Genomic DNA, 26,000 nt, shown 5'->3' with positions numbered 1-26,000 from the left:
GCACCTCCGCTCGGCCTCCTGAAATCGCGAAGTTACGGGCGGCGTCTGGGCTGATGCATCTTCGAAATCACAGCCTAGTGAAACCACCGACTTGCTCTTGATCTTGCTTCTGCTCTTCGTGCAGGCAAGTTCAGACGCCACAAGGTGCGACGTCAGGAGGCCGAGTGGAGGTGTCTGTAGGGGCAGGTGCGCAGCACCCTTCGGCGTAGCCGAAGACGCGAGATGTAGACTCGCAAAGCGAGTCGTAGGCCGCGTGGCCCCGCAAGACACCGGAGGGAGGGGACCCGAAGCGCAGCGTAGGGCCGGATGCAGGAGCGAGCGGTTTTCGTCCATTTTGCCACCAAGACAAAAGGACCCGCCGTAGAGGCGGAAGGGGCCGGCAGCGCCGCCGCATCGAATGGATAAGCTCACAGCATCCGAGCCCAAGCCCAAAAGCCTCAGTACAGATTCGGCTCCATCTCCAGCTCTACGCCGAAGCGCTTGAAGATATCAGCCTGGATCTTCCGGGCCAGCTCATGCAACTGCGAGCCACTGGCCTGACCATGATTGACCAGCACCAGCGCCTGCAACTGGTGCACGCCAGCATCGCCATCGCGATAACCTTTCCAGCCCGCCGTTTCGATCAACCAGCCCGCAGCCAGCTTCACCTGGCCATCAGCCTGTGGATAAGCCACCAGGCTCGGTTGATCCAGACGAATACGCGCCGCCAGTTCAGCACTGATCACCGGGTTCTTGAAAAAGCTCCCGGCGTTGCCCAACTGCGCCGGATCCGGCAGTTTCTCCCGGCGAATGCTGCAGATGGCGTCGCTGACCTGCTGCGCGCTCGGCTGTTCGATACCGTGCTCGCTGAGACGCTGACGCACAGGCCCGTAATCCAGATGCAGCGGCGCATTGCGGTCCAGCGCGAAACGCACCCGCAAAATCACCCAACGCCCCGGGTTACGCTTGAAGTAGCTGTCGCGATAGGCGAAGTCGCACTCTTCCAGGCTGAAGTCACGCAACTCGCCAGTCTGGCGGTCCAGCGCGGTCAAGCCGGCGAAGACATCCTTGATTTCGACACCATAGGCGCCAATGTTTTGCATGGGCGCCGCACCCACGGTCCCCGGAATCAGGCTCAAATTCTCCAGCCCGACCAGGCCATGTGCCAACGTCCACTGCACGAACGGATGCCAGGGCTCGCCCGCTTCCGCCTCGACCACGACACGCCCGGCATCGTCGGACAGCAACCGGATACCGGAACTGTCCATCCGCAACACCAGCGCTGGAATGTCTTGGGTCAGCAGCAGGTTACTGCCGCCACCAATCACCATCACGGGTAATTGGTGCTCGCCGGCATAGGCCAGCAAACCACGAACGTCGTCATCACTGCGGGCCTGAGCGAAGTAACGCGCCTTCACCTCGATACCGAAGCTGTTGAACGGTTTGAGGGAGACCTGAGATTGCACGGCCGCGCTCATAGACGCCCCTTCAATTCGATAACCAGCCCGCGGCACGCCGCCTCGATCAGGTCGAGCACCTCCTCGAAGCCCTGTTCGCCGCCGTAGTAAGGGTCCGGAACTTCATCGATTGCGCCTTCGTAACGACGCAGGAACAGGTCCAGCTCAGCACTCGCGTGCCCAGGCCGCAGGCTTTGCAGGTTGGCAAGATTGCTCTTGTCCATCGCCAGGATCAGGTCGTACTCGTTGAAATGCTCGACGCGGACCTGCTGTGCGCGCTGGCTCGACAGGTCATAACCACGCAGTTGCGCGGCCCGACAGGTGCGGCTGTCGGGCTGCTTGCCGACATGCCAGTCACCGGTCCCGGCCGAGGCAACTTCGATCACATCGGCGAGCCCGGCTTCCGTCAGTTGATGACGCAGTACACCTTCGGCGGTCGGCGAGCGGCAGATATTGCCCAGGCAAACGAACAGAACGCGCATCAAGCCTCCAGCAAGCGCCGCACGCGCTCAAGGTCTTCCGGGGTATCAACACCGACAGGCGGCGCTTCCAGGGCATCGGCCACATGAATCCGCACGCCATGCCAAAGCGCCCGCAGTTGTTCCAGCGCCTCGGCCTTCTCCAGCCAGCACGGGCCCCAACTCACGAAGTCCTGCAAAAAGCCCGCACGGTAGGCGTACATGCCGATGTGACGACGATAAGGCACGCCTTCAGGCAAGCGGTCACGGCTCTTGGCGAAAGCATCACGAGCCCAGGGCAACGGCGCCCGACTGAAGGTCAGGGCCAGGCCGTTGCAGTCGGCGACCAGCTTGACCACATTGGGGTTGAACAGCGACTCGACGTCTTCGATAGGCTCGCCGAGGGTGGCGATGCCTGCCTCCGGATGCTCGGCCAGGTTGGCCGCCACCTGATCGATGATCGAGGGCGGGATCAGCGGCTCGTCACCCTGAACGTTGACCACGATGGCATCGGCCGGCAGGCCCAGGGCAGCAGCCACTTCGGCCAAACGATCAGTGCCGGACTCATGATCTTCACGGGTCAGCAGCACCTCGGCACCGAAGGCCTTGCAGGCCTCTACGATGCCGGGATCATCGGTGGCGATGACCACCCGGGTGGCGCTGCTTTTGCGCGCCTGCTCCCAGACATGCTGGACCATCGGTTTGCCGGCGATGGGCAGCAACGGCTTGCCTGGCAGGCGTGTCGAGCGCAGGCGGGCCGGGATCACGACAGTGAAAGCAACGCTCATTTGTCCAGGCGCTCGTCATCAGTGAGAGTCCGGGCTTCGCTTTCCAGCATCACCGGAATGCCGTCCCGAACCGGATAGGCCAGGCCGGCGCCCTTGCTGATCAGCTCGGTCTTGTCGGCGCTGAGCTTGAGCGGGCCTTTGGTGATCGGGCAAGCGAGGATATCGAGCAGTTTGGTGTCCATGGAAAGTCCTCAGGCGCGTGGCCGGAAACAGAAAAGAATCAGGGCTGCCGGGCCGGCAGCAGGCGCGTCAGTTGCTCATCGAGCCAACGCACGAAAGCCGGCGACGGTTGTGCGTCGACGGCAAGGTACCACCAGTCCGGCTCGGCGAAACTGCGGCATTTCACAGCATCCTTCTCAGTCATCACCAACGGCAGCGCCGGGCTGAAGCTCAGGGCTTCCGGGCTGAAGGCAGCATGATCGGCGAAGGGATGCGGCACAGGCTGCCAGTTTAGTCCTTGCAAGGTATTGAAGAAACGTTGCGGGTTACCGATGCCAGCCACAGCATGCAACGCCTGGCCTGCCGGGAAGTGATCCAGCGGGCGGCGCTCGCCGCTGCTCAGGTTGACCAGCGCGGTGGGCTGCAGGGTGAACGCGAAACCGTCTTCGCGATCTGCAGCAGCCCCGTTGTAGAGCAGCGCATCGACCTCTTGCAGACGCTCGACAGGTTCACGCAATGGCCCTGCGGGCAGGCAACGGCGATTACCAAGTCCGCGGGCAGCATCGATCAGCACTAGTTCCAAGTCGCGAGCCAGGCGATAGTGCTGCAAGCCGTCGTCGCAGAGAATCAGATCCAGCGGTTCGGCCTCAAGCAGCGCACGCACCGCTTGCGAACGGTCCGGATCAATCATCAACGGTACACCGCTGCGCTGGACGATCAACAGTGGCTCGTCACCGGCCTGGCTGGCCGGCTGGTCGACGCACACCCGCCAGGGCAATTGTGGCGGCGTGGCGCCGTAGCCGCGGCTGACCACACCAACGCGCAGGCCGCGCTGGCGACAATGCTCGATCAGAAAGAGAATCAGCGGGGTCTTGCCGGTGCCGCCCACGGTGATGTTACCCACCACCAGCACCGGCAAAGGCGCGCGGTAGATATCACCCTGGCCTGCCAGAAAACGCTCGCGCTTGCCGCGCACCACCTTGCGGTACAGCGCTTCCAGCGGGGACAACAGCGCAAGCAACGGATGGCCTTTATACCAGGCCTCCAGCAGGCGATCGGCGAAAGCCATCAGGGCGTCCCCGGCGCAGCCTCGACCGTGGTCATGCGCAGGTGGCTGAAGCCGAGCTTGCCGGCCGCGTCCATTGCAGTCACCACGGCCTGGTGCGGTGTCTTGCCGTCAGCGCTGATTGCCAGCGGCAGCTTGGTGTCACCGCCCGCTTCCTTTTGCAGCGCCTCGGTCAGCGTGGCCAGGTCGCTCTTGGGTAGCAGATGGTTGTTCACCGAATAAACGCCCTCCGCGCTGATGCTGATTTCCACCAGCTTCTGCTCGGAGTCCGGCACCGGCGCGCCGCTCGCGGCCTCGGGCAGTTCCACGCGCAACTGGGTTTCGCGGGTGAAGGTGGTAGTGACGACGAAGAACAGCAACAGGATGAAGACCACATCGATCAACGAAGCCAGGTTGATATCAACGTTCTCGCGTTGCTTGCGCCGAAATTTCACGCCTTGCTCCCGGCAGCCAGATCAACGTCACGGTCGCCCTGCACCACCTCGACCAGCTTGATCGCTTCCTGCTCCATCCCGACCACCAGCTCATCGATCCGGCGCTGCAGGAAACGGTGGAAGAACACTGCGGGAATACCGACCATCAAGCCCGCAGCCGTGGTGATCAGTGCCTTGGAGATACCGCCAGCCAGAACTGCGGCATTGGTGGTCATGCCAGAGCCCATGAACGAACTGAAGATATCGATCATGCCCAGCACCGTGCCGAGCAGACCCAGCAACGGCGCCATCGCGGCGATGGTGCCGAGGGCGTTGATGTAGCGCTCCAACTCATGGATGACCCGGGCAGCAGCCTCTTCAATGCACTCTTTCATGATCTCGCGACCATGACGGGAGTTGGCCAGGCCTGCGGCGAGGATCTCGCCCAGCGGCGAATCGGCACGCAGCGCCTTGAGCTTTTCAGTGTTGAGCTGCTTGTCCTTGATCCAGCGCCAGACCTGCCCCAGCAGGTGTGGCGGCGTGACGCGACTGGCGCGCAGGGTCCACAGGCGTTCGGCAACGATAGCCATGGCAGCGATGGAACTCAGAATGATCGGCAGCATCATCCAACCACCGGACTTGACCAATTCCCACACTTTAAGGACCCCCTCGGAAAAAGTTCTGCACTCTACCATAGGGGGCGGTGGCTGCCGAAGACTGTCACGTCGGTTCACGCCAGAAACGGCGCTGTTCACGCAGGCCATGGGGAGCACCGAAACTGCCCAGGCGCAGGCGTACCGCGCCAAGCAGCGCACTGTCGTAGGTGGCGATGCCCAATGCCGCGTACCGCGCCATGACCAGCGGCGCGGGATGACCGAAACCGTTGTGACGCCCGCGAGAAATCAGTACGCCGCGGGGCGTCAGGGCCCTGAGGAAGCGTGAGCTGGAGGAACTCTTGCTGCCGTGATGCGGCGACTGCAGCCAGTCCACCGGGCCGGCCTGAAATCCCTCCAGCCACGCCTGCTCGGCATGGCGGTCGATATCGCCTGCCAGCAGCAGCGTTTCTCCCCCGGCCTCTACGCGAAGGGTGCAGGAATGCTGGTTGCTGTCAGTGGCCTGCGTCCATTGCCAGAGGGAAAACCGCACGCCATCCCACTCCCATTGTTCTCCACTGATGCACGGTTCGGCTTGCAGCGCTTCGGCCATCTCGTCCGGCTCGCCACCGAGCACCCTTCGTACCAGCAATCCACGCTGCACCGCGAGCGCGCCACCGGTATGGTCAGCATGGGCGTGGCTGAGCACCATCAGGTCCAGGGCCTTCACTCCCAGCTTGCGCAGAGTCGGCAGCACCACCAACTCGCCAAGGTCCACTTCGGCCCGCGTCGGGCCAGCATCAAAAAGCATCGCGTGCTGACGGGTGCGCAAGACGTACGCCAACCCCTGCCCTACATCCAGTTGCCAGACTTCCACCTGCCCTTCGGGAATGCCCTCGCGCGGAGTGAAACCCGCCAGCAAGAGCAACGGCCAGCCGAGCACGCGCATCGGCAGCCCACTGGGCAACAGCAACAAAAACGCCCCGACAGCCACCAGGAGCCAGCTCCACAGCGGTAATTGCGGGGCGATCCAGGCCGGTTGCCAGGCGGCCAGCCAAGCGAGCAGATCGAAAAGGACGTTGAGCAGTGCACCGGCCAGCCATAGCAGGCTTTCGCCAATGATTGGCAACGGCAGGAGCAGCGTACCCAACAGCGCCAGCGGCAACACCAGGATACTGAGCCATGGCACGGCAAACAGGTTGGCCAGCGGCGCGCTGAGGCTGACCGGTAGCCCAAGCGCAAGCAACACCGGCAACAATCCAATTGCGATAAACCACTGCGCCCGCCCCCAGGCCAGCCACGCCGACCAGGCACCCAGGCGACCGCTGAAAATCAGCAACAACACCGCCACCGCCGAGAACGACAACCAGAAACCGGGCAACAGACTGGCGAGGGGCTCGAACAACAGCACGCCATTGAGGGCAATCAGCAACGGCCAGGCGATGCCCAGGTGCCGGTAGCGCAAGCGCCAGGCCAGCACTACCGCGAGCATGATGCAGGCCCGCTGCACGGGCACCTGGAAACCGGCCAGCAAGCCATAGCCGAGCGCAGCGGCGAAGGCCAGCCCGCAGGCCCACGGCAACCACGGCAGGCGCCGCGGCCACCAGCCCAGTCGCGCCAAGCCACTGACCAGCGCGTAGACCAGCCCCGCGAGCAAGCCGATATGCTGCCCGGAAATCACCAACAGGTGGACCGTGCCGGTGGCCTGCAAGGTTTGCCAGTCCTCCCGTTCAAGCCCTGCGCCATCACCGAGCACCAACGCAATCAACGCGCGTTCGCGCCCATTGGCATCGACCGCCAGCAAGCGCTGGCGAATGCCGTCACGCCATGCCGCAGTGGCCGGCTCCAGCCGCTCGCCGGCCTTGACCGTCCCCTGCGCGCCGATGCGTCTGGCCAGCAATACCGCCTGCGGATCGGACGCATGAGGATTGAGTAAACCTTGTGGACGCTTGAGATTCACCGCCAGGCGCCAACGCTCACCACTTCTGACCGGCGGCCCCTCCGGCCAGCTCAAACGCAAAAGATGCGGTAGCTCAGCACGGCGGGACTGCGCCTCGGCCAGCTCGAAACGGACACCACGCTCGCCCTGCTCCGGTAGTCCGACCACCCGCCCTTCGAGCCACAGCGTGCGTCCGTCCAGATCCCTCGCCAGACGGTCGTTCAGCGCACTCTGGGCGCACAGACAGGCCCAACACAGGCCAAACAGGAAAAAAGCCAACGGGAAGGCGCGCCGCCAGAGGCAGACCAGCCCTAGCAACGCGAAGGTAACCAGCCAGCCGACGGACGGCAGCTCCGGCATGAATCTCAGGCACAACAGCCCGAGCGCGAGCGACAACATCCCTGTGCGCGTCATTTGTACTCCGATTGAACAAAACCCCTCCGCAGGCTTAGATCAACACGGGCCAACGCTCACTTATTAATTGTCACAAAGTCTGAATAGTCACTACTTGTAATACGTGCATACTTGCCCACTTCCGACCGCCGAGACCCCACATGCCGCGTCGACTTTTCAAACGCTACATGCCCGATCCGACGAGCATCCGGGAACACAAGTCCTTACGATTCCTCGGTCGGCTGCTGCATGACGCCAACCTCTGGCACCTCAACCGTCACTCGGTGGCCCGGGCCATGGCAGTTGGTATTTTCGCCGCCTTCATCCCGATTCCGATGCAGATGCTGCTGGCCGCCAGCCTGGCTATTCTGGTGCGTGGCAACATGCCGATCGCCGTCAGCCTGGTCTGGCTGACCAATCCGATCACCATGCCGCCGGTGTTCTATTGCACCTATCAAATGGGCGCCTGGCTGATGCAGATCCCGGCTCGCACCTTGCCGGAAGAAATCACCTTCGAATGGATCACCGACCAGTTATCCACATTGTGGCAACCCTTCCTTCTCGGCTCGGTAGTCTGCGGCGTGCTGCTCGGCGCCCTGGCCTACTGCCTGACCATGCTCTACTGGCGCTGGTGGGTAGGTCGGCAGTGGCGCCGGCGCAAGGCGAAATCAGCTACGCATTCCACGCCCACTGATCAGTAGGCGAACACACCCGAAGTACAGCACTGCGGTGGCAACCAGCATGAAGGTGATGGCAACGCCGATACGGATATCGGACACACCGAGAATGCCGTAGCGGAACGAGTTGACCATGTGCAGTACCGGGTTGGCCATCGATACGGTCTGCCAGAACGGCGGCAGCAGGTTGATCGAATAGAACACCCCGCCGAGGTAGGTCAGGGGCGTCAGGACGAATGTCGGAATAATCGAGATATCGTCGAAGTTGCGCGCAAAGACCGCGTTGATGAAGCCCAACAGCGAGAAGATGGTCGCGGTCAACAACACCACCAGCACCGTCACACCCAGGTGATGCACCTGCAGATGGGTGAAGAACAGCGACAGCAAGGTCACGATCACCCCCACCGCCAGTCCGCGCAACACGCCACCGAGGGTGTAGCCGATAAGAATGGTGTGCGGCGAGACCGGTGAAACCATCAGTTCTTCGATGGAACGCTGGAACTTGCTGCCGAAGAAGCTCGACACCACGTTGCCGTAGGAGTTGGTGATCACCGACATCATGATCAGACCCGGCACGATGTACTCCATGTAGGTGAAGCCACCCATGTCACCGATCTGCCGGCCGATAAGGTTACCGAAGATGACGAAGTACAGGACCATGGTGATCGCCGGCGGCAGCAGGGTCTGCGGCCAGATCCGGGTGAAACGGCGTACTTCGCGGTAGACGATGGTGTTGAGGGCGACCAGATTGGCGCGCAGTTCCGAGCTCATATCGCCACCTTGGAGAGATTCTTTTCAACCAGGGACACGAACAACTCCTCGAGACGATTGGTCTTGTTGCGCAGGCTGATCACTTCGATGTTCTGCAAGGCCAGTTGGCCGAACAGCGCAGTGATGCCCACTTCCTTGTCGACCTGGACTTCCAGGGTGTGCGGATTGATCAGGCGGCAGGGATAACCGGCCAGTTGCGGTGTCTGCGCCAGGTCATGCTTCAGGTCGAGCACGAATGTTTCGACGTGCAGCTTGCCCAGCAACTGGCGCATGCTGGTGTTCTCGACAATGGTGCCGTGATCGATGATGCCGATGTTGCGGCACAACTGTTCGGCCTCTTCCAGGTAGTGCGTGGTGAGGATGATGGTGATGCCTTGCTGGTTCAGCTCGGTGAGGAAGCCCCACATCGAACGGCGCAGCTCGATATCCACACCCGCGGTCGGCTCGTCGAGGATCAACAGGCGAGGCTGATGGATCAGCGCCCGGGCAATCATCAGCCGGCGCTTCATGCCACCGGACAGCGAACGAGACGGCACGTCGCGCTTGTCCCACAGCCCCAGTTGCGTCAGATATTGCTCGGCGCGCTCGTTGGCAACCTTCGGCGGAATACCGTAGTAGCCGGCCTGGGTGACGACGATGTCGAAGGTCTTTTCGAACTGGTTGAAGTTGAACTCCTGGGGCACCACGCCGATGCTGCGCTTGAGCGCGGCGGGCTGACGGTCCAGGTCGTGGCCGAAGACACTGACGCTGCCGCTGGTCTTGTTCACCAGGGTCGAGAGAATGCCGATGGTTGTGGATTTGCCGGCGCCGTTGGGGCCGAGCAAAGCGAAGAAGTCACCTTCGGCGACGTCCAGATCAATGCCCTTGAGGGCCTGGAAGCCGTTGCCGTAGGTCTTGGTTAGCTGCCGAATGGACAGAGCAGAACTCATAGCGGTTTTTTGCACCGTTGGAATTATTCGTGAATCAGGCGGCGAACGGGCCCGCCCGTCGCATTAATGCGGGCCATGGTGCAAGCCCCGGCCACACAAGTACAGTCAAGCCTATCGATAATAACTATCGCATTGAGCGAAGCTTTCAGGTCAGCGCGGTCATGACCGCCGCCTGGTAAGCCGGACGCTCGCGCAGGCGCTCGTACCAGGCACGCAGGTGACGCATTTCCGGCCGCTCGATGGGCATCTCAAACCAGGCGTAGGCGAAACAGCCCAGGGGAATATCACCCATGCCCGGGGCCTGGCCGGAAAGGAAGGGTTGCGACGCCAACGTGTCGTCGGCGATCAACAACAGTTGCGCACAGGTCTTGTGCGCGGCATTGATTGCCACCCAGTCACGCTGGTCTTCCGGTGTGCGCAGGATGCCCCAGAACAATGGGCGGAATGGCGTCGCCAGCGACGACGTGGTCCAGTCCATCCACTTGTCGGCCTTGGCGCGCTCGACCGGATCCTCTGGATACCAGGCGGTGCCCGGTGCATGTTTCGCGCACAGATACCGGACGATGGCATTGGACTCCCAGAGCACCAGGCCATCATCTTCGATCATCGGCACCAACCCGTTGGGGTTGAGTGCGCGGTACTGCGGTTCATTGACCAACCCGAACGCACCACCGGCGTCCACAGACTGGAAATCCAACCCCAGCTCCTGCGCGCACCACAGCACTTTCCTGACGTTGCTGGAATTCTTCCGGCCCCAGATCTTGAGCATGACGACATCCTGATATCTGCAAGGGACGCCCAGTCTACTCCAGCGTGACGCCCAGGCAATCGCCGAGCAGCCCCGGCGAACTCCATCGCCAACAACCTGTCACTGTTCAGACAATGCCGTTCGGCAGAGGCCGGCTACGCTCTGTGGGACGTACTGACACGTGCAAGGTTTCCAGGAGGAAAGACTATGTTGCTGTTGTGGTTAGTGGTGCTCGTGCTGGGCTCGGCCTGGCTGGCGCACCGACGGACACCGGCGTTGCCGGCCCTGGCGCTCGTCGCAGCGTACGTGCTGGCGATGGGTATCTTTTCGCGGGCGCCCGGATGGCTGACTGTCCTGCTCCTGCTGGTGGTGGCCGCTATCGCCGCTCCTTTGCTGCTCCCGGACCTGCGCCGCAAGCTGTTTACCGCGCCGATGTTCAACTGGTTCCAGCGCACCCTGCCGCCCATGTCGACCACCGAGCGCGAGGCGATCGACGCCGGTACCGTGTGGTGGGACGGCGAACTGTTCAGCGGTCGCCCGGACTGGAACACGCTGCTGAGTTATCCAAAGGCCGAACTGAGCGCCGAGGAACAGGCATTCATCGACGGCCCCACCGAAGAACTCTGCGCCATGGTCAGCGACTGGCAGATCGGCCAGGACATGGACCTGCCCGCCGAAGCCTGGGCGCATATCAAGGCACATGGCTTCTTCGCCCTGATCATTCCCAAGGAGTACGGCGGCAAGGGCTTTTCCGCCTACGCCCACTCGCAGGTGGCGATGAAACTGGCCACCCGCAGCGGCGACCTCGCCTCCACCGTGATGGTGCCCAACTCCCTCGGTCCCGCAGAGTTGCTGCTGCATTACGGTACCGATGAACAACGCAACCACTACCTGCCCCGCCTCGCCCGTGGCGAGGAAATCCCCTGCTTCGCCCTCACGGGTCCCCTCGCCGGGTCCGATGCCGGTGCCATGCCCGACACTGGCATCATTTGCAAAGGACAGTGGCAAGGGCAGGAAGTCCTGGGTCTGCGCCTGAACTGGGAAAAGCGCTACATCACCCTGGGACCGGTCGCCACCTTACTGGGCCTCGCCTTCAAAGCTTATGACCCTGACCACCTGCTGGGTGACAAGGAAGAGCTGGGCATCAGCCTGGCGCTGATTCCGACCGACACCCCCGGCGTCGATATCGGCAAGCGTCACCACCCGCTGGGCGCAGCGTTCATGAATGGGCCCAACGCCGGCAAGGACGTGTTCGTGCCGCTGGACTTCCTGATTGGCGGCCAGGACATGCTCGGCAAAGGCTGGATGATGCTGATGAACTGCCTGTCGGTGGGACGCTCGATTTCCCTGCCGGCGGTAGGCACCGGCGCAGCCAAATTCACCAGCTTGGTCAGTGGCCAATACGCGCAGATTCGGGAACAGTTCAACGTGCCACTGGCAGCCTTCGAGGGCATCCAGGAATCCCTGGCACGTATCGGCGGCAACGCCTGGCTGATGGACAGTGCGCGAATCCTGACCGCCAAGGCCGTCGACCTTGGCGAGAAACCATCGGTACTCTCGGCGATCCTCAAGTACCACCTGACCGAGCGCGGCCGCGAATGCATCCAGCACGCCATGGATATCCACGGCGGCAAGGGCATCATCATGGGCCCGAACAATTACCTGGGACGCAGTTGGCAGGGCGCGCCGATCTTCATCACGGTCGAAGGCGCCAACATTCTCTCGCGCAACCTGATGATCTTCGGCCAGGGCGCAATTCGCTGCCACCCCTTCGTTCTCAAGGAAATGGCGCTGGCAGGACGGGAAGACCATGAGCAGGCACTCAAGGAGTTCGACACCCTGCTGCTGCGCCATATCGGTTTCGCCGTGGGCAATGCTGCCAGCACGCTGATACTCGGACTTGGGCTGGGGCATTTTGAAAAAGCGCCAGGTGACGCGCTCAGCCAAGGCTATTTCCGCGCGCTCAATCGCCAGGCCGCGGCCTTCGCGCTGCTGGCGGATCTGTGCATGATGCTGCTGGGCGGCGAGTTGAAGCGACGTGAGCGGTTGTCCGCACGGCTGGGCGATGTCCTCAGTCACCTGTACCTGAGTTCGGCGGCGCTCAAGCGTTACCACGACCTGAATTCACCGGAACACCTGCAACCGCTGCTGCGCTGGGCCATGGAGGAAAGTCTCGGCCAGGCGGAGAAGGCGCTGGACCGCCTGCTTGATAACTTCCCGAGTCGGCTGCTCGGCGGTGCCTTGCGGCTGATCGTATTCCCCTTCGGCCGGCGCCATACCGGCCCCAGCGATGAACTGGACGCGGAAATCGCCGCACTGATCGGTCGCGCCGCTGGCGACCCGGCCCTGGAAGCCTTGCTCGCCGGCTGTTATCGCCCGACCGACGCGCAGGATCCGGTTGGCGCCCTGCAGCACGCCAGCCAACTGCTTGCCGATAGCACCGCATTGCACAAACAGCTACGTCATGCCCTGAAAAATGGCGAACTGACCGTACAGGCCGGCGAACCATTGATCGACGCGGCCGTGCGAGCGGGCGTCCTCGATGCCGATCAAGCCAGCCAGTTGCACGCCGCTGAAACGGCACGCAGACGCGTCATTGACGTCGATGCCTTCACCAAGGAGGAATTGTCGCCCGTCGAAGGCAAGGTGCGCTGAGCATAATCCGACCGGGACATCGGGCGTCGGGAGCCGTATACTCCCGCGCCCGTTTTTGCTTTAGAGGATCGCCAGCATGGCCAATGCACACCTGGACTACCATCTCGCCCTGCTCAACCACCTGCGCAGCATCCTCGTCGCCCTGGGCGAAGCCGAACAAGTGCCGGAGGAAAGTCACGGCCTGTTCCTCGAACGCTTCGACGATCTGCTGGAGCAACTGCCCCACGATCCGCTGGAAAGCCAGTACCTGGGCCAGGACCTGATGTGCCAGGTCATTCAACGTTATCCACAGATCGCCCACCTGGTACCGCGCGACCTGTTGTGGTTCTTCGGCGGCGACTGCCTGCATTTCATGCCGGACGACGAACTGGACCTGTACCAGGCCCTGGAAGAACGCCGCTACGATGCCGAACAGAATGAAGAGCCATTTGACTGGAACCAGGAAAAACAACTGCTGAGCATGTCGCTCAACGACAGCAAGCACTGATAAAGACGCCGCTCATTGAAGCGGCGTTTTTTTTGCCTGAGCGCTTGATGGCGCACAGCGACGAAGCCCGGTTTCGGGCCCGCTGGGCGTGAATGGTTTTTTCCGCAGAAACGAAAAAAGGACCCGAAGGTCCTTTTTTCTTGGCTACAGTACTCGATTGAATCCTGTAGCACCATATTTGGAGCGGGAAACGAGACTCGAACTCGCGACCCCGACCTTGGCAAGGTCGTGCTCTACCAACTGAGCTATTCCCGCATATTGGCGTCCCCTAGGGGACTCGAACCCCTGTTACCGCCGTGAAAGGGCGGTGTCCTAGGCCACTAGACGAAGGGGACTCTGCCCAAAACATGCATCGCATGTTTCAGTGACCAGAGTTTAATCCTGAAGATTGAACCCTGGATTTCTTTACAAGCCCTGCCGTTAAGCAAAGCCTTTGTAAACTGGAGCGGGAAACGAGACTCGAACTCGCGACCCCGACCTTGGCAAGGTCGTGCTCTACCAACTGAGCTATTCCCGCATTGGCGTCCCCTAGGGGACTCGAACCCCTGTTACCGCCGTGAAAGGGCGGTGTCCTAGGCCACTAGACGAAGGGGACACGCTACAACTTCACTCCCTGCCGCGTTTCGCTGTGTGCTTTACGCTGCAAGTGGCGCGCATTCTAGGGATGCTTTGAAAGGTCGTCAACCCCCAATTAGAAATTTATTTAAATCAATGACTTCGCCGCGTTTAGGACCGCCCGGGCAAGCTAGCCGCCCTATTCTTCCAGCCGCCGCTGCCGATAGAGGAAAGGACGGTAAAACAATTGCCCAAGTGTGACACAGGGCAAATTGCCATCAATCCTCCTCCGGCTTCTGCCAAACTGCTCTATCCGGGCAATAGGGAAGCCACTACACTCAATCGGTAACCCTGACTGACGAGGCGTGAACGGTGACACCACTATTGATTACCCTGCTTATCGTGGCGGGTATCGCCTTACTCATCGTGATCGGCTATCTGAATAACGTAGTCGAGAACAACAAGCTGGAGCGGGCACGACTTAAAGTCGAGCTGGCCGAGCGCTTGCGGCGTTGTGGCGAGATCACCGAAACGTTCCCGGGCCAGTTGATGACTCCGGCGCTCAAGCTGCTGCTGACTCGCCTCGAACTCAACCTCAACCAGCGCCAACTGTCACTGGACAAGCACAACAGCAATATCCAGAGCCGTATCGCCGAGCTGGAAACCCTGATCGCCCAGGGCGAATCGCTGCCGGTGAGCAACCCGCCCGGCCCGATTCAGACCGAAGCCCGCGCCAAGGATATCCGCTTCCTTCTGGAAGCTCTGCACAGTCAGGTCGTCCGTGCCTGCCAGGAAGGTTTCCTGGCCACCAACGAAGCCAAGTACTGGGTCAAGGAAATCCGCCACATCCTGGTCAAGCTGCATATCGAGTTCTTCAATAACCTGGGTCAGGCCGCATTGCAGCAAAACCAGCCTGGGCATGCCCGCCTCGCTTTCGAACGCGGCGTGCAATACCTGCGCAAGCAACCGGAACCCGCGCAGTACCGCGAACAACTGGAATACATGGAAAAGCTTCTGGCGCGCGCCAATGCCATGGTGCTGGACACCATCGAGCCGACCGAGAGCGACGTCAACGCACTGACCGAAGGTCTGAAGACGGACGAAGAAGAAAACTGGAAGAAGAAAGTCATCTACGACTGAGAACATCAGATACAAAGAAAGAGGGGCCGCAATGGCCCCTCTTCTGTTTCCGCCAATCGCCAATCAGCAATCGGTCGACTGCAGGAAAATCCCCGCCAGATGCTCCAGCCCCGCCTGATCCTCGACGGTAAAGCGTGCGAGCTTCGGACTGTCCAGATCCAGCACGCCAATCAGGCGCCCGTCCTTGACCAGCGGAATTACCAATTCGCTGTTCGAGGCACTGTCGCAAGCGATATGCCCGGGAAACGCATGGACATCCTCGACCCGTTGGGTCTGCAGACTCGCAGCGGCGGCACCGCACACACCCCGGCCGAAAGCGATTCGCACACAGGCGACCTGACCCTGGAAAGGCCCTAGCACCAATTCGCCTTCGCGATTGAGGTAGAAGCCCGCCCAGTTCAGGTCTTCGACCTGGTTATAGAGGAAGGCGGAAAACTGTGCGGCATTGGCGATGAAGTCACGCTCGCCCGAGAGCAAGGCTTCCAGTTGCGCCGCCAGCAGCGCGTAGCCGCCAAGCCCCGCTCCCGCCGCATTCAAGTCGATCATTTGTGTTGCTCCAGCAGTTTGAGTCCAACCCAGTAGCGGGCGAACTGGTAGGCACAGCGGCCATTTCGGTTGCCGCGACCGGTTGCCCAGCGAATTGCGGCCTTTTCCAGGTCCTCGTCGCGCACCCAGACCAGACCCGGCCCCTTGGCCAGTTCGCGGATCCAGTGCTCGACCACATTGAGGAAATGCTCCTGGGTAAACGGATAGAACGACAACCACAGGCCGAAACGATCAGACAAGGCGATCTTGTCTTCTACCGCCTCGCTGGGGTGCAGTTCGCCATCCACCATCTTCCAGTTTTCGTTGTCGCTCTGCTTCTCCGGCACCAGGTGCCGGCGATTGGAGGTGGCGTACAGCAGCACATTATCCGGGGCCTGTTCGAGCGAGCCGTCCAGCACGCTCTTGAGCACCCGGTAATCGCCCTCGCCGGCCTCGAACGACAGGTCGTCGCAGAACAGCACAAAACGCTGCGGCAACTTGTGCAATTGCTCCACCACCCGCGGCAGGTCAGCCAGGTGATCACGCTCGATCTCGATCAGACGCAAACCGGCGTCGGCGTGCTCGGCCAGCAGCGCACGCACCAGCGAGGATTTACCGGTGCCACGCGAGCCCCACAGCAGCGCATGGTTGGCGGGCACGCCATCGAGAAACTGGCGGGTGTTGCGCCCGAGTTGGTCGCGCTGCTGATCGACTCCGATCAGGTCAGACAAACGAATGTCCAGGCTCACTTCCAGCGGCGACAGATAACCGCTGCGCCCATCGCGCTGCCAACGCGCCGCCAGGCAGCGGCTCCAGTCGATTTCCGGGCGCAGCGCCGGCAACAGCGGTTCGAGGCGGGCCAGGACACTTTCGGCACGTTCGAGAAATGCGGTCAAACGAGGGTCCACGAGAATTCCTCAAGTCATATTCAGGCGAAAAGGAGCAAGCTGAATGTGCGACAGTACATGCCAGCAGCCGGGATTGATCGGCTATGCTTGCGCAGCGCATGGAATGTGGAACTGGCTCGGGACCATGGATATCAAGTTCACCAATCGCCTGTCGTACAAGCAAGCCCGGTTGACAGTCCTCGTCGGCTTCATCCTGGGGACATTGCTCAGTTTCATCCAGATCGGGATCGATTATGCCAGCGAAGACGCCTCCATCAACCGCGAGATGCAGGCATTGCTTGATATCAGTCACAACACCGCTTCGCGCATCGCTTACAACATCGACGCCGAACTGGCCCAGGAGCTGACCCTCGGCCTGCTGCAATCGCCCGCCATCATCCGCGCCCAACTGGTCGACAACAACGACACTGTCCTCGCCGACATGCAGCGCCCTCGCCAGGAAAGTGCTTACCGCGTCATCAGCGACTTCCTGTTTGGCAACAACCGCCAGTTCAAGAATCGCCTGTACCTCAGCCACATGCCCGACGAATACCTCGGCACGCTGTACCTGGATGTGGACACCTTCGCCTTCGGCAGCCGCTTCCTCAAACGGGCCGAAGTGACGCTGCTCAACGGCTTCGTGCGCAGCCTGGTGCTGACCGGTATTCTCCTCGCGCTCTTCTATATGATGCTGACCAAGCCATTGGTGCGGGTGATCAGCTCCCTGAGCAGCAGTGACCCGCACGACCCCAACCAGGGCAAGCTGCCCTTCCCCGTCGGTCATGAACACGATGAGATCGGCGTGCTGGTCAAGGTCGCCAATCAGCAGTTCGTCACCATGGCCACCGAAATCAAACAGCGGCGCAATGCCGAGAACCGACTGACCGAATACCTCAACGAACTGGAAAACATTGTTTCCGCCCGCACCGACGAGCTAAAAGCCAGCAACACGCGCCTGAGCCAGTCCAATGAGGAACTGGAAGACGCGCGACGGCGCGCGCTGGACATGGCCCAGGCCCGCGCCGCCTTCCTGGCCAATATGAGCCATGAAATCCGGACGCCGCTGAACGGTCTGCTCGGCATGATCGCGCTGTCGCTGGACAGTCCGCTCAACGCCGAACAACGCCAGCAACTGGCCATCGCCCATGATTCGGGCAAGGTGCTGGTGGAGTTGCTCAACGATATCCTTGATCTGTCCAAGTTCGACGCCGGCCAGCTCGAACTGGAGCGGATCCCCTTCGACCTCGGCGCCCTCGTGGAGGACACCGCCAACCTGTTGTCGCAAAACACCGCACCCAACGTCGAACTGACGTGCCTGATCAACCCGACATTCCCCGCCATGGTGCTGGGCGATCCGACACGGGTCCGGCAGATCGTCAGCAACCTGCTGTCCAACGCACTCAAGTTCACCCGATTCGGGCGTGTGGATGTGCGCCTTAGCGTCTACAACGGCGGCGTGCGCATCGATGTCTGCGATACCGGCATCGGTATCGCCCAGGAAGCCCAGACCAGGATTTTCCAGCCCTTCATCCAGGCCGCCGCCGGGATTACCCGTCAATACGGCGGCACAGGCCTGGGCCTGACCCTGACCAACAACCTCTGCGAAGCCATGCAGGGTCGGCTGAGCATCAGTTCCGAAAGCGGTTTTGGCAGCCAGTTCAGTGCGGAACTACCACTGCCGAGCCACACCGGCGCCGTCACCTACGAGCCCCTCCACGGCAACGTGATCGCCATCAGCAACGCCAACAGCGGGCTGGCCGAGTTGCTGCAAACCCTGCTGCCGCGCTGGGGCGTGAATTATCAGCGGCACGATCGTATCGATCAGCTTGGCGACAGCAATCCGGACCTGCTGATTACCGACGATCTGGACAGCCTGATGACCCTGCGCCCGACCATCAAGGCGCCGATCCTGTTGATCACCGCCTACGGCAACTTCCTGCCAGGCGACCAGGCCACCGGCCTCGCCCCGCTACAGCAACAGGCTCGCCCCCTGGCCCGGAGCGCTTTGTATCAGGCACTGCGCCGGGTACTTTCGCGCGTCGATGAAGGCGCGCCTGCCAAACAAGCCGAAAAGCCCGCCAGCGTGCGCCGGGCGCGGATACTGCTGGTAGAAGACAACCCGGTCAACCAACTGGTGGCCAAGGGCATGCTGGGCAAGCTGGGCTGCGAGGTGAGCGTCGCCGCACACGGCGCCGACGCCCTGGAGCAACTGGAAAACGGGAGTTTTGATCTGGTGCTGATGGACTGCAACATGCCGGTGATGGATGGCTACGAAGCCAGCCGCCGCATCCGCCAGAGCGGACGCTGGCCGAACCTGCCGATCGTAGCCCTGACTGCCAACGCCATGCCCGAAGAGCGCGAGCGGTGCCGGGCGGCGGGGATGAACGACTATCTGGCGAAGCCGTTCCGCCGCGAGGAGCTACTGGCCCTGATCGACCATTGGGTGCCGCCGGTGATTATTTGAGCAGTGCTTCGATATCGGCGCTCAAGGCATCCGGCCTGGTGGTCGGCGCATAACGCGAGACCTTTCCGGTACGCGGATCGAAGAGGAATTTGGTGAAATTCCACTTGATCCCTTGCGAGCCCAGCAGGCCGGGCGCGCGCTTTTTCAACTCGACGAACAGCGGATGGGCATCTGCGCCGTTGACGTCGACCTTCCTGAACAGCGGGAAGCTGACACCGAAGTTCAACTCACAGAACTGCGAAATGGCCGTCTCGTCACCCGGCTCCTGCTTGCCGAACTGATTGCAGGGGAAACCCAGCACCACCAGGCCCTGCTCGCGATAGTGCTGCCAAAGCGCCTCAAGTCCTTTGTACTGGGGCGTGAAGCCGCACTGGCTGGCGGTATTTACGACCAACAGTGCCTTGGCCGGAAAGTCCGCCAGGGTCTTCTGCTCACCCTTGATGGTGGTGCAGGGGATATTCAGCAATTCGCCAGCCATTCACATCGCTCCTTAATTGAATGAACGCGTTTTCAGCGTGGTACCAATTCCAGGCACACCGAGTTGATGCAGTAACGCAGGCCGGTGGGTGGCGGTCCGTCGGGGAATACATGACCCAAATGGGCATCACACTGGGCACAGGTAACTTCGGTACGGATCATCCCGTGGGAGGTATCGCGTATCTCGATCATCGCGCTGTCTTCGATCGGCTCGTAGAAGCTCGGCCAGCCACAGCCGGAGTCGAATTTTGCCTTCGAATCGAACAACGGGGCGTCACAGCAGATGCAATGGTAGACGCCATCGGTCCGGGTCGCGTTGTACTTGCCGCTGAACGGGCGCTCGGTGCCTTTCAGGCGGCAAACCTGATACTGCTCGGGGTCGAGCATCTCACGCCATTCTTCAAGGGTTTTCTCTAACTTTTGCATGTGCAGGCCTCGGCAAATCAAAAAGCCCGTGCAGCTTCTTTTCGTCTGTACGGGTGGCACGTATTATTGCGCCTCAATTCAGACGTCAGTCTGGCACCCGCGTTACTCGCATTTCAAACCTTTTCAAAGCGCAGTGCGCGGCGATCTTTTCCAAACGGGATCACATCATGCAGGTCAGCAAATCGAACAAGCTCGCCAACGTCTGCTATGACATTCGCGGCCCGGTGCTCAAGCACGCCAAGCGACTGGAGGAGGAAGGCCATCGCATCCTCAAGCTGAATATCGGCAACCCCGCGCCCTTTGGCTTCGAGGCGCCCGAGGAAATTCTCCAGGATGTGATCCGCAATCTGCCAACCGCCCAAGGCTACAGCGACTCCAAAGGCCTGTTCAGCGCCCGCAAGGCGGTCATGCAGTACTGCCAGCAGAAGCAGATCGAAGGTGTCGGCATCGAGGACATCTACCTCGGCAACGGCGTTTCCGAACTGATCGTGATGTCGATGCAGGCCCTGCTCAACAATGGCGACGAAGTGCTGATCCCGGCACCGGATTACCCGCTGTGGACCGCCGCGGTCAGCCTGGCCGGCGGCCGGCCGGTGCATTACCTGTGCGACGAGCAGGCCGACTGGTTCCCTGACCTGGAAGACATCAAGGCCAAGATCACCCCCAACACCAAGGCCATGGTGATCATCAACCCGAACAACCCTACCGGCTCCGTGTACTCCCGCGAAGTGCTGCTGGGCATGCTTGAACTGGCGCGCCAACACAACCTGGTGGTGTTCTCCGACGAAATCTACGACAAGATCCTCTACGACGAAGCCGTGCACATCAGCAGCGCATCCCTGGCGCCTGACCTGCTCTGCCTGACCTTCAACGGCCTGTCCAAGTCCTACCGCGTGGCCGGTTTCCGCTCCGGCTGGCTGATCATCTCCGGCCCCAAGCAACACGCCCAGAGCTACATCGAAGGCCTCGACATCCTGGCCAACATGCGCCTGTGCGCCAACGTGCCGTCCCAGCACGCCATCCAGACCGCCCTTGGCGGTTACCAGAGCATCAACGACCTGGTCCTGCCGCAAGGCCGCCTGCTGGAACAGCGCAACCGCACCTGGGAACTGCTCAACGACATCCCGGGCGTCAGCTGCGTCAAGCCGATGGGCGCGCTTTATGCGTTCCCGCGGATCGACCCGAAAGTCTGCCCGATCCTGAACGACGAGAAATTCGCCCTCGACTTGCTGCTCTCGGAAAAACTGCTGATCGTCCAGGGCACCGCCTTCAACTGGCCGTGGCCGGATCACTTCCGCGTGGTGACCTTGCCGCGCGTCGACGATCTTGAGCAGGCCATCGGTCGCATCGGAAATTTCCTGAAGACTTATCAGCAGTAGCCTACAGTCATACCTGCGTCTGAAAAGTCGCAGGTACTTTCCCCTACCACTTCCTCCTTTCCTACCTGCGGCTCTGGACCGCGGGTTGGATTGGCGTGTCCGCCGCCCTGACGCGTACACAGTTTGAAATAGTCGCTCGGTTGAATCCCAAAGGCGCGCACCTTATATACCCGCATACGCTACATATCTATCCGTCAGGAGAACGTAACAACCATGATGCGCATTTTGCTGTTTGTGGCCACTAACCTTGCGGTCGTGTTGGTCGCCAGCATCACCCTGAGCCTGTTCGGCTTCAATGGGTTCATGGCGGCAAACGGGGTTGACCTCAAGCTCGACCAACTGCTGGTTTTCTGTGCGGTGTTCGGCTTCGCCGGTTCGCTGATCTCGCTGTTCATCTCCAAGTGGATGGCGAAGATGAGCACCGGTACCCAGATCATCACCCAGCCGCGCACCCGTCATGAGCAATGGCTCATGGAGACCGTCGAGGAACTGTCGCGCAATGCCGGTATCAAGATGCCGGAAGTCGGTATCTTCCCGGCCTACGAGGCCAACGCCTTCGCCACTGGCTGGAACCGCAACGACGCACTGGTCGCGGTCAGCCAGGGCCTGCTGGAGCGCTTTTCGCGGGATGAAGTACGTGCGGTTCTGGCCCACGAGATCGGCCACGTCGCCAACGGCGACATGGTGACCATGGCACTGGTACAAGGCGTGGTGAACACCTTCGTGATGTTCTTTGCGCGGATCATCGGCAATTTCGTCGACAAAGTGATCTTCAAGAACGAGGAAGGCCAAGGCATGGCCTACTACATCGCGACCATCGTTGCCGAACTGATCCTGGGCATCCTCGCCAGCATCATCGTCATGTGGTTCTCGCGCAAACGCGAGTACCGCGCCGACGACGCAGGTGCCCGCCTCGCCGGTACTGGCGCAATGATCAGCGCACTGCAGCGCCTGCGCTCGGAACAGGGCATACCGGTGCAGATGCCGAGCACCTTGAATGCCTTCGGCATCAACGGCGGCCTGAAGCAGGGCCTGGCTGGCCTGCTGATGAGCCACCCGCCACTGGAAGAACGCATCGAAGCACTGCGCCGTCGCGGCTAAGCGACACCGCAACGAAAAAGGGCGACCGCAAGGGTTAATGCCAGTCAGCTAGGCCAGTTGGGGCCTTCGCGAGCAAGCTCGCTCCTACAGAATCGACACTGAACCTGTAGGAGCGAGCTTGCTCGCGAAGGGCCCCAGTCGCTTTAACTGACTGGCATTAACCGCAAGGGTCGCCCTTTTTTTCACTGCCGATTCAGCCCCGCAGCACGTAAACCCGCTCCAGCAAACGACTGACACCCGCCTGCAGAAACTTCCAGCTCTGACCGAGAATGTCCTGCTCGTCTTCGGCGAGGATCTGCCAGCGCGGCGTGTACAGCCTCCGCACCTCGTCATCGTTGACGGCGAACGGAGGTCCGTCCAGCTGCGACTGATCGTAGTCCATGGTCACCAGCAAGGCCCCGCAACCGGCGGGCAGGATCGCCGTCAGATGAGCGGCATAACGCTCACGCATCTCCGGTGGCAGGGCGATCAGCGCGGCGCGGTCGTACAGGCCGACACAGTCGGCCACATCGGCGGCATTCAGCTCGAAGAAGTCTCCGCACCAGAGCTCGATGCCTTCACTGCGATAACACGTGAAGGCGCCATGCTCGAAGCGCTCGGGCTCCAGTTGCTGCTCGGCAAAAAAGTCTTCCACGGCACGCTGCGACAACTCCACCCCCAGCACCCGCAACCCCTGCCCCGCCAGCCAGACCAGATCCAGGCTTTTGCCACACAATGGCACCAGCACTCGCCCACCGGCGTCGATGCCCAATGAAGGCCAGTACTGCGCCAGATAGGAATTGACCTGCTCCTGGTGGAAACCGATCTGATTGCGCTCCCAGCGCTTGTGCCAAAAATCCGCTTGCATGCTGACCTCGAATAATTCGATCAAATACTGCGAAAACTTATATTAGATTTAGATCAATGATCTGCCTGAAGATGGTGGCCATCATAACCCTCAGGACTTCCGAGATGCTCCCCAGCCTGTTCATTTCCCATGGATCCCCCATGCTGGCCCTGGAACCGGGCGAAAGCGGCCCGGCGCTGGCCCGGCTGGCCGCAGAACTGTCGCGCCCCAAAGCCATCGTCGTGGTGTCGGCACATTGGGAAAGCCATGACCTTTTGGTGACCAGCGCCCCAAACCCCGCCACCTGGCATGACTTCGGCGGCTTCCCGCAAGCGCTCTACGCCGTGCAATACCCGGCACCCGGAGAGCCTGCACTGGCCGAGCGCCTGGCCGCGATGCTCACCGAAGCCGGCCTGCCCACTGGCCTCGACCCCAAACGCCCTCTGGACCACGGTGCCTGGGTACCGCTGTCGCTGATGTACCCGGCAGCCGATATTCCGGTGGTGCAGGTTTCCCTGCCCAGCGTGCTTGGCCCAGCCTTCCAGGAACGCGTAGGCCGTGCCCTGGCCCCGCTGCGGGCAGAAGGCGTGTTGTTGATCGGCTCCGGCAGCATCACCCATAACCTGGGTGAACTGGACTGGCGCGCCAGGGATAGCAGCGCCGCGCCCTGGGCCTTGGCCTTTCGTGACTGGATGGTGGAAAAGCTGACGGCCAACGACAGCGCCGCCCTGCTCGACTATCGGCGCCAGGCGCCCTTCGCCGTGCGCAACCATCCAAGCGATGAGCACCTGCTGCCGTTGTACTTCGCCCGGGCCGCAGGCGAGCGATTCGGCATCGAACACCAGGGCTTTACGCTGGGTGCGCTGGGAATGGACATCTACCGCTTCGATTGACCTTGCCCCGCCTTCTGCCATCTCACAGGCAAAAAAAATCCCCGAACCAGTCGGGGATTTTTTATTTACTCGCGGATCAGTCTTCGCGATAACGGCGCAGTTTCAGCTGCTTGCCGGCAACGCGGGTGTCCTTGAGCTTGGTCAGCAGACGCTCCAGACCATCTTCCGGCAGTTCAACCAGGCTGAAGCTGTCGCGCACCTGGATGCGACCGATAGCTTCACGGGCCAAGCCGCCTTCGTTGAGGATCGCGCCCAGCAGGTTCTTCGCGGCGATACCGTCGCGAGCACCCAGAGCGGTACGGCAACGCGCACGGCCTTCACCCAGCGGGATCGGCGCACGACGCTCACGCTCGCCACGCTCCGAACGCTCACCGGTACGCTCGCGCGGAGCGGAGGTCGGAACCAGCGGTTGCTCTTTCTCGACAGCTTCCAGGGTCAGGGCCTGACCGTTGGTGGCCTTGCGCAGCAGCGCAGCGGCCAGGGCACGTGGGCTGCAACCGATATCGGCGGTCAGGCGATCCAGCAGATCACCGTGGGTCGATTCAGCGTCAGCAACCAGCGGCGCCAGGCTGTTGGTCAGTTTCTTGATGCGGGCATCAAGAACGGCCTGGCCGTTCGGCAGGCGAACTTCGGCAACTTTCTGACCGGTAACACGCTCGATCACCTGCAGCATGCGGCGCTCACGTGGAGTGACCAGCAGCAGGGCACGGCCTTCGCGACCGGCACGGCCAGTACGGCCGATACGGTGAACGTAGGATTCCGGGTCGTACGGCATGTCAACGTTGAACACGTGAGTAATGCGCGGCACGTCCAGACCACGGGCAGCAACGTCGGTAGCGACGACGATGTCCAGGCGACCATCCTTGAGCGAGTCGATGACGCGCTCACGCTGGTTCTGGGCGATGTCACCGTTCAGTGCAGCAGCCTTGTAGCCTTTGGCTTCAAGGGCGCTCGCCAGATCCAGGGTGGCCTGCTTGGTGCGCACGAAAGCGATCAGCGCATCGAATTCCTCGACTTCCAGCAGACGCAGGACGGCGGAAACCTTCTGGTCGGCGTGGACCATCAGGTGTGCCTGCTCGATGGCAGTTACGGTCTGGGTCTTGGTCTGAATCTTGACGTGCTTCGGCTCGCGCAGGTGGCGCTCGGCGATGGCACGGATCGAGGCAGGCAGGGTGGCCGAGAACAGAACGGTCTGACGGCTTTCCGGCATGGCCTTGAAGATGACTTCGAGGTCATCCATGAAGCCCAGTTTCAGCATTTCGTCGGCTTCGTCGAGAACCAGGTGGTTCACGGTAGCCAGGACTTTCTCGTCGCGACGCAGGTGGTCGCACAGACGGCCAGGGGTAGCGACGACGATTTGCGCGCCGTTGCGGATTGCTTTGAGTTGTGGGCCCATCGGGGCACCACCATATACAGCCACCACGGTAACGCCCGGCATCTGCTTGGCGTAGGTTTCAAAAGCGGTGGCTACTTGCAGCGCCAACTCACGGGTTGGCGCCAGGATCAGGGCTTGCGGCTCGCGCTTGCTCGGGTCGATACGATTCAGGATGGGCAGAGCGAACGCGGCGGTTTTGCCGGTACCAGTCTGCGCCTGGCCGATCATGTCATGACCGGCGAGAATGATCGGGATGGATTGTTGCTGAATGGCCGAAGGCTCTTCGTAGCCAGTAGCGATTACGGCGGCAACAATACTTGGGTGAAGATTGAGAGCGGCGAAGCCGCCGATTTCCTGGGTCATGGGTCTGCCTCTAAGTGCATCCGCAAAGACCCATGCTCCAAAGCTGCACATGCCTTGTAAGACCCGAAGGTCACCCT

At 61.5% G+C, this 26,000-nt stretch carries 24 protein-coding genes, 4 tRNA genes and 1 pseudogene; 8 read left to right on the top strand and 21 right to left on the bottom strand.

From position 1 onward, the window contains the following. Positions 1-437: 437 nt before the first annotated feature. The 8 genes from murB to DM374_RS07895 all read right to left on the bottom strand — a co-directional run bounded on the left by murB (position 438) and on the right by DM374_RS07895 (position 7,266). Complete coding sequence (gene murB / locus DM374_RS07930) at positions 438-1,457, bottom strand: UDP-N-acetylmuramate dehydrogenase (protein ID WP_110969361.1); 1,020 nt, start codon at positions 1,455-1,457, stop codon at positions 438-440. Beyond that, complete coding sequence (locus DM374_RS07925) at positions 1,454-1,918, bottom strand: low molecular weight protein-tyrosine-phosphatase (RefSeq protein WP_110969360.1); 465 nt, start codon at positions 1,916-1,918, stop codon at positions 1,454-1,456. The genes murB and DM374_RS07925 overlap by 4 nt, the downstream gene beginning before the upstream one ends. Next, positions 1,918-2,682: a 3-deoxy-manno-octulosonate cytidylyltransferase gene (kdsB, locus tag DM374_RS07920; protein WP_110969359.1), complete on the bottom strand. Its 765-nt coding sequence runs from the start codon at positions 2,680-2,682 to the stop codon at positions 1,918-1,920. The genes DM374_RS07925 and kdsB overlap by 1 nt, the downstream gene beginning before the upstream one ends. Further along, entirely contained in the window at positions 2,679-2,864 is a 186-nt protein-coding gene (locus DM374_RS07915) for a Trm112 family protein (protein WP_028633616.1), read from the bottom strand. Before DM374_RS07915 ends, kdsB begins: the two co-directional genes overlap by 4 nt. A gap of 38 nt (positions 2,865-2,902) precedes the next feature. Then, the gene (lpxK, locus tag DM374_RS07910; protein WP_110969358.1) at positions 2,903-3,910 is read right to left on the bottom strand and encodes a tetraacyldisaccharide 4'-kinase; all 1,008 of its coding nucleotides are present in this window, start codon (positions 3,908-3,910) and stop codon (positions 2,903-2,905) included. Continuing rightward, complete coding sequence (locus DM374_RS07905; protein ID WP_110969357.1) at positions 3,910-4,341, bottom strand: ExbD/TolR family protein; 432 nt, start codon at positions 4,339-4,341, stop codon at positions 3,910-3,912. Before DM374_RS07905 ends, lpxK begins: the two co-directional genes overlap by 1 nt. Then, positions 4,338-4,976, bottom strand: coding sequence for a MotA/TolQ/ExbB proton channel family protein (locus tag DM374_RS07900; RefSeq protein ID WP_175653649.1), 639 nt, complete (start codon positions 4,974-4,976; stop codon positions 4,338-4,340). Before DM374_RS07900 ends, DM374_RS07905 begins: the two co-directional genes overlap by 4 nt. A 64-nt stretch (positions 4,977-5,040) precedes the next feature. Next, positions 5,041-7,266: a DNA internalization-related competence protein ComEC/Rec2 gene (locus DM374_RS07895; RefSeq protein ID WP_225422457.1), complete on the bottom strand. Its 2,226-nt coding sequence runs from the start codon at positions 7,264-7,266 to the stop codon at positions 5,041-5,043. A gap of 140 nt (positions 7,267-7,406) precedes the next feature. Between DM374_RS07895 and DM374_RS07890 the strand changes: the two genes are divergently transcribed. Then, positions 7,407-7,946, top strand: coding sequence for a DUF2062 domain-containing protein (locus DM374_RS07890; RefSeq protein WP_110969355.1), 540 nt, complete (start codon positions 7,407-7,409; stop codon positions 7,944-7,946). Here DM374_RS07890 and DM374_RS07885 read toward each other — a convergent pair. The 3 genes from DM374_RS07885 to DM374_RS07875 all read right to left on the bottom strand — a co-directional run bounded on the left by DM374_RS07885 (position 7,914) and on the right by DM374_RS07875 (position 10,391). After that, entirely contained in the window at positions 7,914-8,693 is a 780-nt protein-coding gene (locus tag DM374_RS07885) for an ABC transporter permease (RefSeq protein WP_095155599.1), read from the bottom strand. The genes DM374_RS07890 and DM374_RS07885 overlap by 33 nt on opposite strands. Further along, the gene (locus DM374_RS07880) at positions 8,690-9,622 is read right to left on the bottom strand and encodes an ABC transporter ATP-binding protein (RefSeq protein ID WP_095155598.1); all 933 of its coding nucleotides are present in this window, start codon (positions 9,620-9,622) and stop codon (positions 8,690-8,692) included. The genes DM374_RS07885 and DM374_RS07880 overlap by 4 nt, the downstream gene beginning before the upstream one ends. Before the next feature lie 145 nt (positions 9,623-9,767). Continuing rightward, positions 9,768-10,391, bottom strand: a complete 624-nt coding sequence (locus DM374_RS07875; protein ID WP_110969354.1) for a glutathione S-transferase family protein — start codon at positions 10,389-10,391, stop codon at positions 9,768-9,770. A gap of 186 nt (positions 10,392-10,577) precedes the next feature. Between DM374_RS07875 and DM374_RS07870 the strand changes: the two genes are divergently transcribed. Beyond that, positions 10,578-13,025 carry an acyl-CoA dehydrogenase gene (locus tag DM374_RS07870; protein WP_110969353.1) on the top strand — a complete coding sequence of 816 codons (2,448 nt, stop codon included), beginning with the start codon at positions 10,578-10,580 and terminating at the stop codon, positions 13,023-13,025. Positions 13,026-13,101: 76 nt separating this feature from the next. Next, the gene (locus DM374_RS07865) at positions 13,102-13,512 is read left to right on the top strand and encodes a PA2817 family protein (protein WP_095155595.1); all 411 of its coding nucleotides are present in this window, start codon (positions 13,102-13,104) and stop codon (positions 13,510-13,512) included. A 179-nt stretch (positions 13,513-13,691) separates the two neighbouring features. Here the strand turns inward: DM374_RS07865 and DM374_RS07860 are convergent. The 4 genes from DM374_RS07860 to DM374_RS07845 all read right to left on the bottom strand — a co-directional run bounded on the left by DM374_RS07860 (position 13,692) and on the right by DM374_RS07845 (position 14,107). Next, positions 13,692-13,767, bottom strand: a tRNA-Gly gene (locus tag DM374_RS07860). 4 nt (positions 13,768-13,771) lie between these two features. Beyond that, positions 13,772-13,847, bottom strand: a tRNA-Glu gene (locus tag DM374_RS07855). 106 nt (positions 13,848-13,953) lie between these two features. Continuing rightward, positions 13,954-14,029: transfer RNA gene (locus DM374_RS07850), tRNA-Gly, on the bottom strand. Positions 14,030-14,031: 2 nt separating this feature from the next. Then, positions 14,032-14,107: transfer RNA gene (locus DM374_RS07845), tRNA-Glu, on the bottom strand. A gap of 332 nt (positions 14,108-14,439) precedes the next feature. Between DM374_RS07845 and DM374_RS07840 the strand changes: the two genes are divergently transcribed. Next, positions 14,440-15,207, top strand: a complete 768-nt coding sequence (locus DM374_RS07840) for a hypothetical protein (protein WP_110969352.1) — start codon at positions 14,440-14,442, stop codon at positions 15,205-15,207. 63 nt (positions 15,208-15,270) lie between these two features. Here DM374_RS07840 and DM374_RS07835 read toward each other — a convergent pair whose 3' ends face one another. Together DM374_RS07835 and DM374_RS07830 are read right to left on the bottom strand one after the other, a co-directional pair. Continuing rightward, a complete protein-coding gene (locus DM374_RS07835; protein WP_110969351.1) occupies positions 15,271-15,753 on the bottom strand; it encodes a GAF domain-containing protein in 483 nt (160 codons plus the stop codon). Further along, complete coding sequence (locus tag DM374_RS07830) at positions 15,750-16,640, bottom strand: ATP-binding protein (RefSeq protein ID WP_110969350.1); 891 nt, start codon at positions 16,638-16,640, stop codon at positions 15,750-15,752. Before DM374_RS07830 ends, DM374_RS07835 begins: the two co-directional genes overlap by 4 nt. Before the next feature lie 124 nt (positions 16,641-16,764). Between DM374_RS07830 and DM374_RS07825 the strand changes: the two genes are divergently transcribed. Beyond that, complete coding sequence (locus tag DM374_RS07825; RefSeq protein ID WP_110969349.1) at positions 16,765-19,083, top strand: hybrid sensor histidine kinase/response regulator; 2,319 nt, start codon at positions 16,765-16,767, stop codon at positions 19,081-19,083. Here DM374_RS07825 and DM374_RS07820 read toward each other — a convergent pair. Together DM374_RS07820 and msrB are read right to left on the bottom strand one after the other, a co-directional pair. Further along, positions 19,076-19,561, bottom strand: a complete 486-nt coding sequence (locus DM374_RS07820; protein ID WP_110969348.1) for a glutathione peroxidase — start codon at positions 19,559-19,561, stop codon at positions 19,076-19,078. The genes DM374_RS07825 and DM374_RS07820 overlap by 8 nt on opposite strands. Positions 19,562-19,593: 32 nt before the next feature. Next, a complete protein-coding gene (msrB, locus tag DM374_RS07815; RefSeq protein ID WP_110969347.1) occupies positions 19,594-19,986 on the bottom strand; it encodes a peptide-methionine (R)-S-oxide reductase MsrB in 393 nt (130 codons plus the stop codon). Between the two features lie 167 nt (positions 19,987-20,153). Between msrB and DM374_RS07810 the strand changes: the two genes are divergently transcribed. Beyond that, complete coding sequence (locus DM374_RS07810) at positions 20,154-21,365, top strand: pyridoxal phosphate-dependent aminotransferase (RefSeq protein WP_110969346.1); 1,212 nt, start codon at positions 20,154-20,156, stop codon at positions 21,363-21,365. 213 nt (positions 21,366-21,578) lie between these two features. Beyond that, entirely contained in the window at positions 21,579-22,466 is an 888-nt protein-coding gene (htpX, locus tag DM374_RS07805) for a protease HtpX (RefSeq protein ID WP_110969345.1), read from the top strand. Positions 22,467-22,659: 193 nt separating this feature from the next. Here htpX and DM374_RS07800 read toward each other — a convergent pair whose 3' ends face one another. Beyond that, complete coding sequence (locus DM374_RS07800) at positions 22,660-23,313, bottom strand: thiopurine S-methyltransferase (RefSeq protein WP_110969378.1); 654 nt, start codon at positions 23,311-23,313, stop codon at positions 22,660-22,662. 104 nt (positions 23,314-23,417) lie between these two features. Between DM374_RS07800 and DM374_RS07795 the strand changes: the two genes are divergently transcribed. Beyond that, positions 23,418-24,185: a DODA-type extradiol aromatic ring-opening family dioxygenase gene (locus DM374_RS07795; protein WP_110969344.1), complete on the top strand. Its 768-nt coding sequence runs from the start codon at positions 23,418-23,420 to the stop codon at positions 24,183-24,185. Positions 24,186-24,261: 76 nt separating this feature from the next. Here DM374_RS07795 and DM374_RS07790 read toward each other — a convergent pair. Continuing rightward, positions 24,262-25,957, bottom strand: a pseudogene (locus DM374_RS07790) (DEAD/DEAH box helicase). Positions 25,958-26,000: the final 43 nt, after the last annotated feature.

Source organism: Pseudomonas huaxiensis, from assembly GCF_003231275.1.
Lineage (GTDB): Bacteria > Pseudomonadota > Gammaproteobacteria > Pseudomonadales > Pseudomonadaceae > Aquipseudomonas > Aquipseudomonas huaxiensis.
The sequence above is the reverse complement of the archived record's forward strand: the minus strand, read 5'-3'. Positions and strand labels throughout refer to the sequence as shown.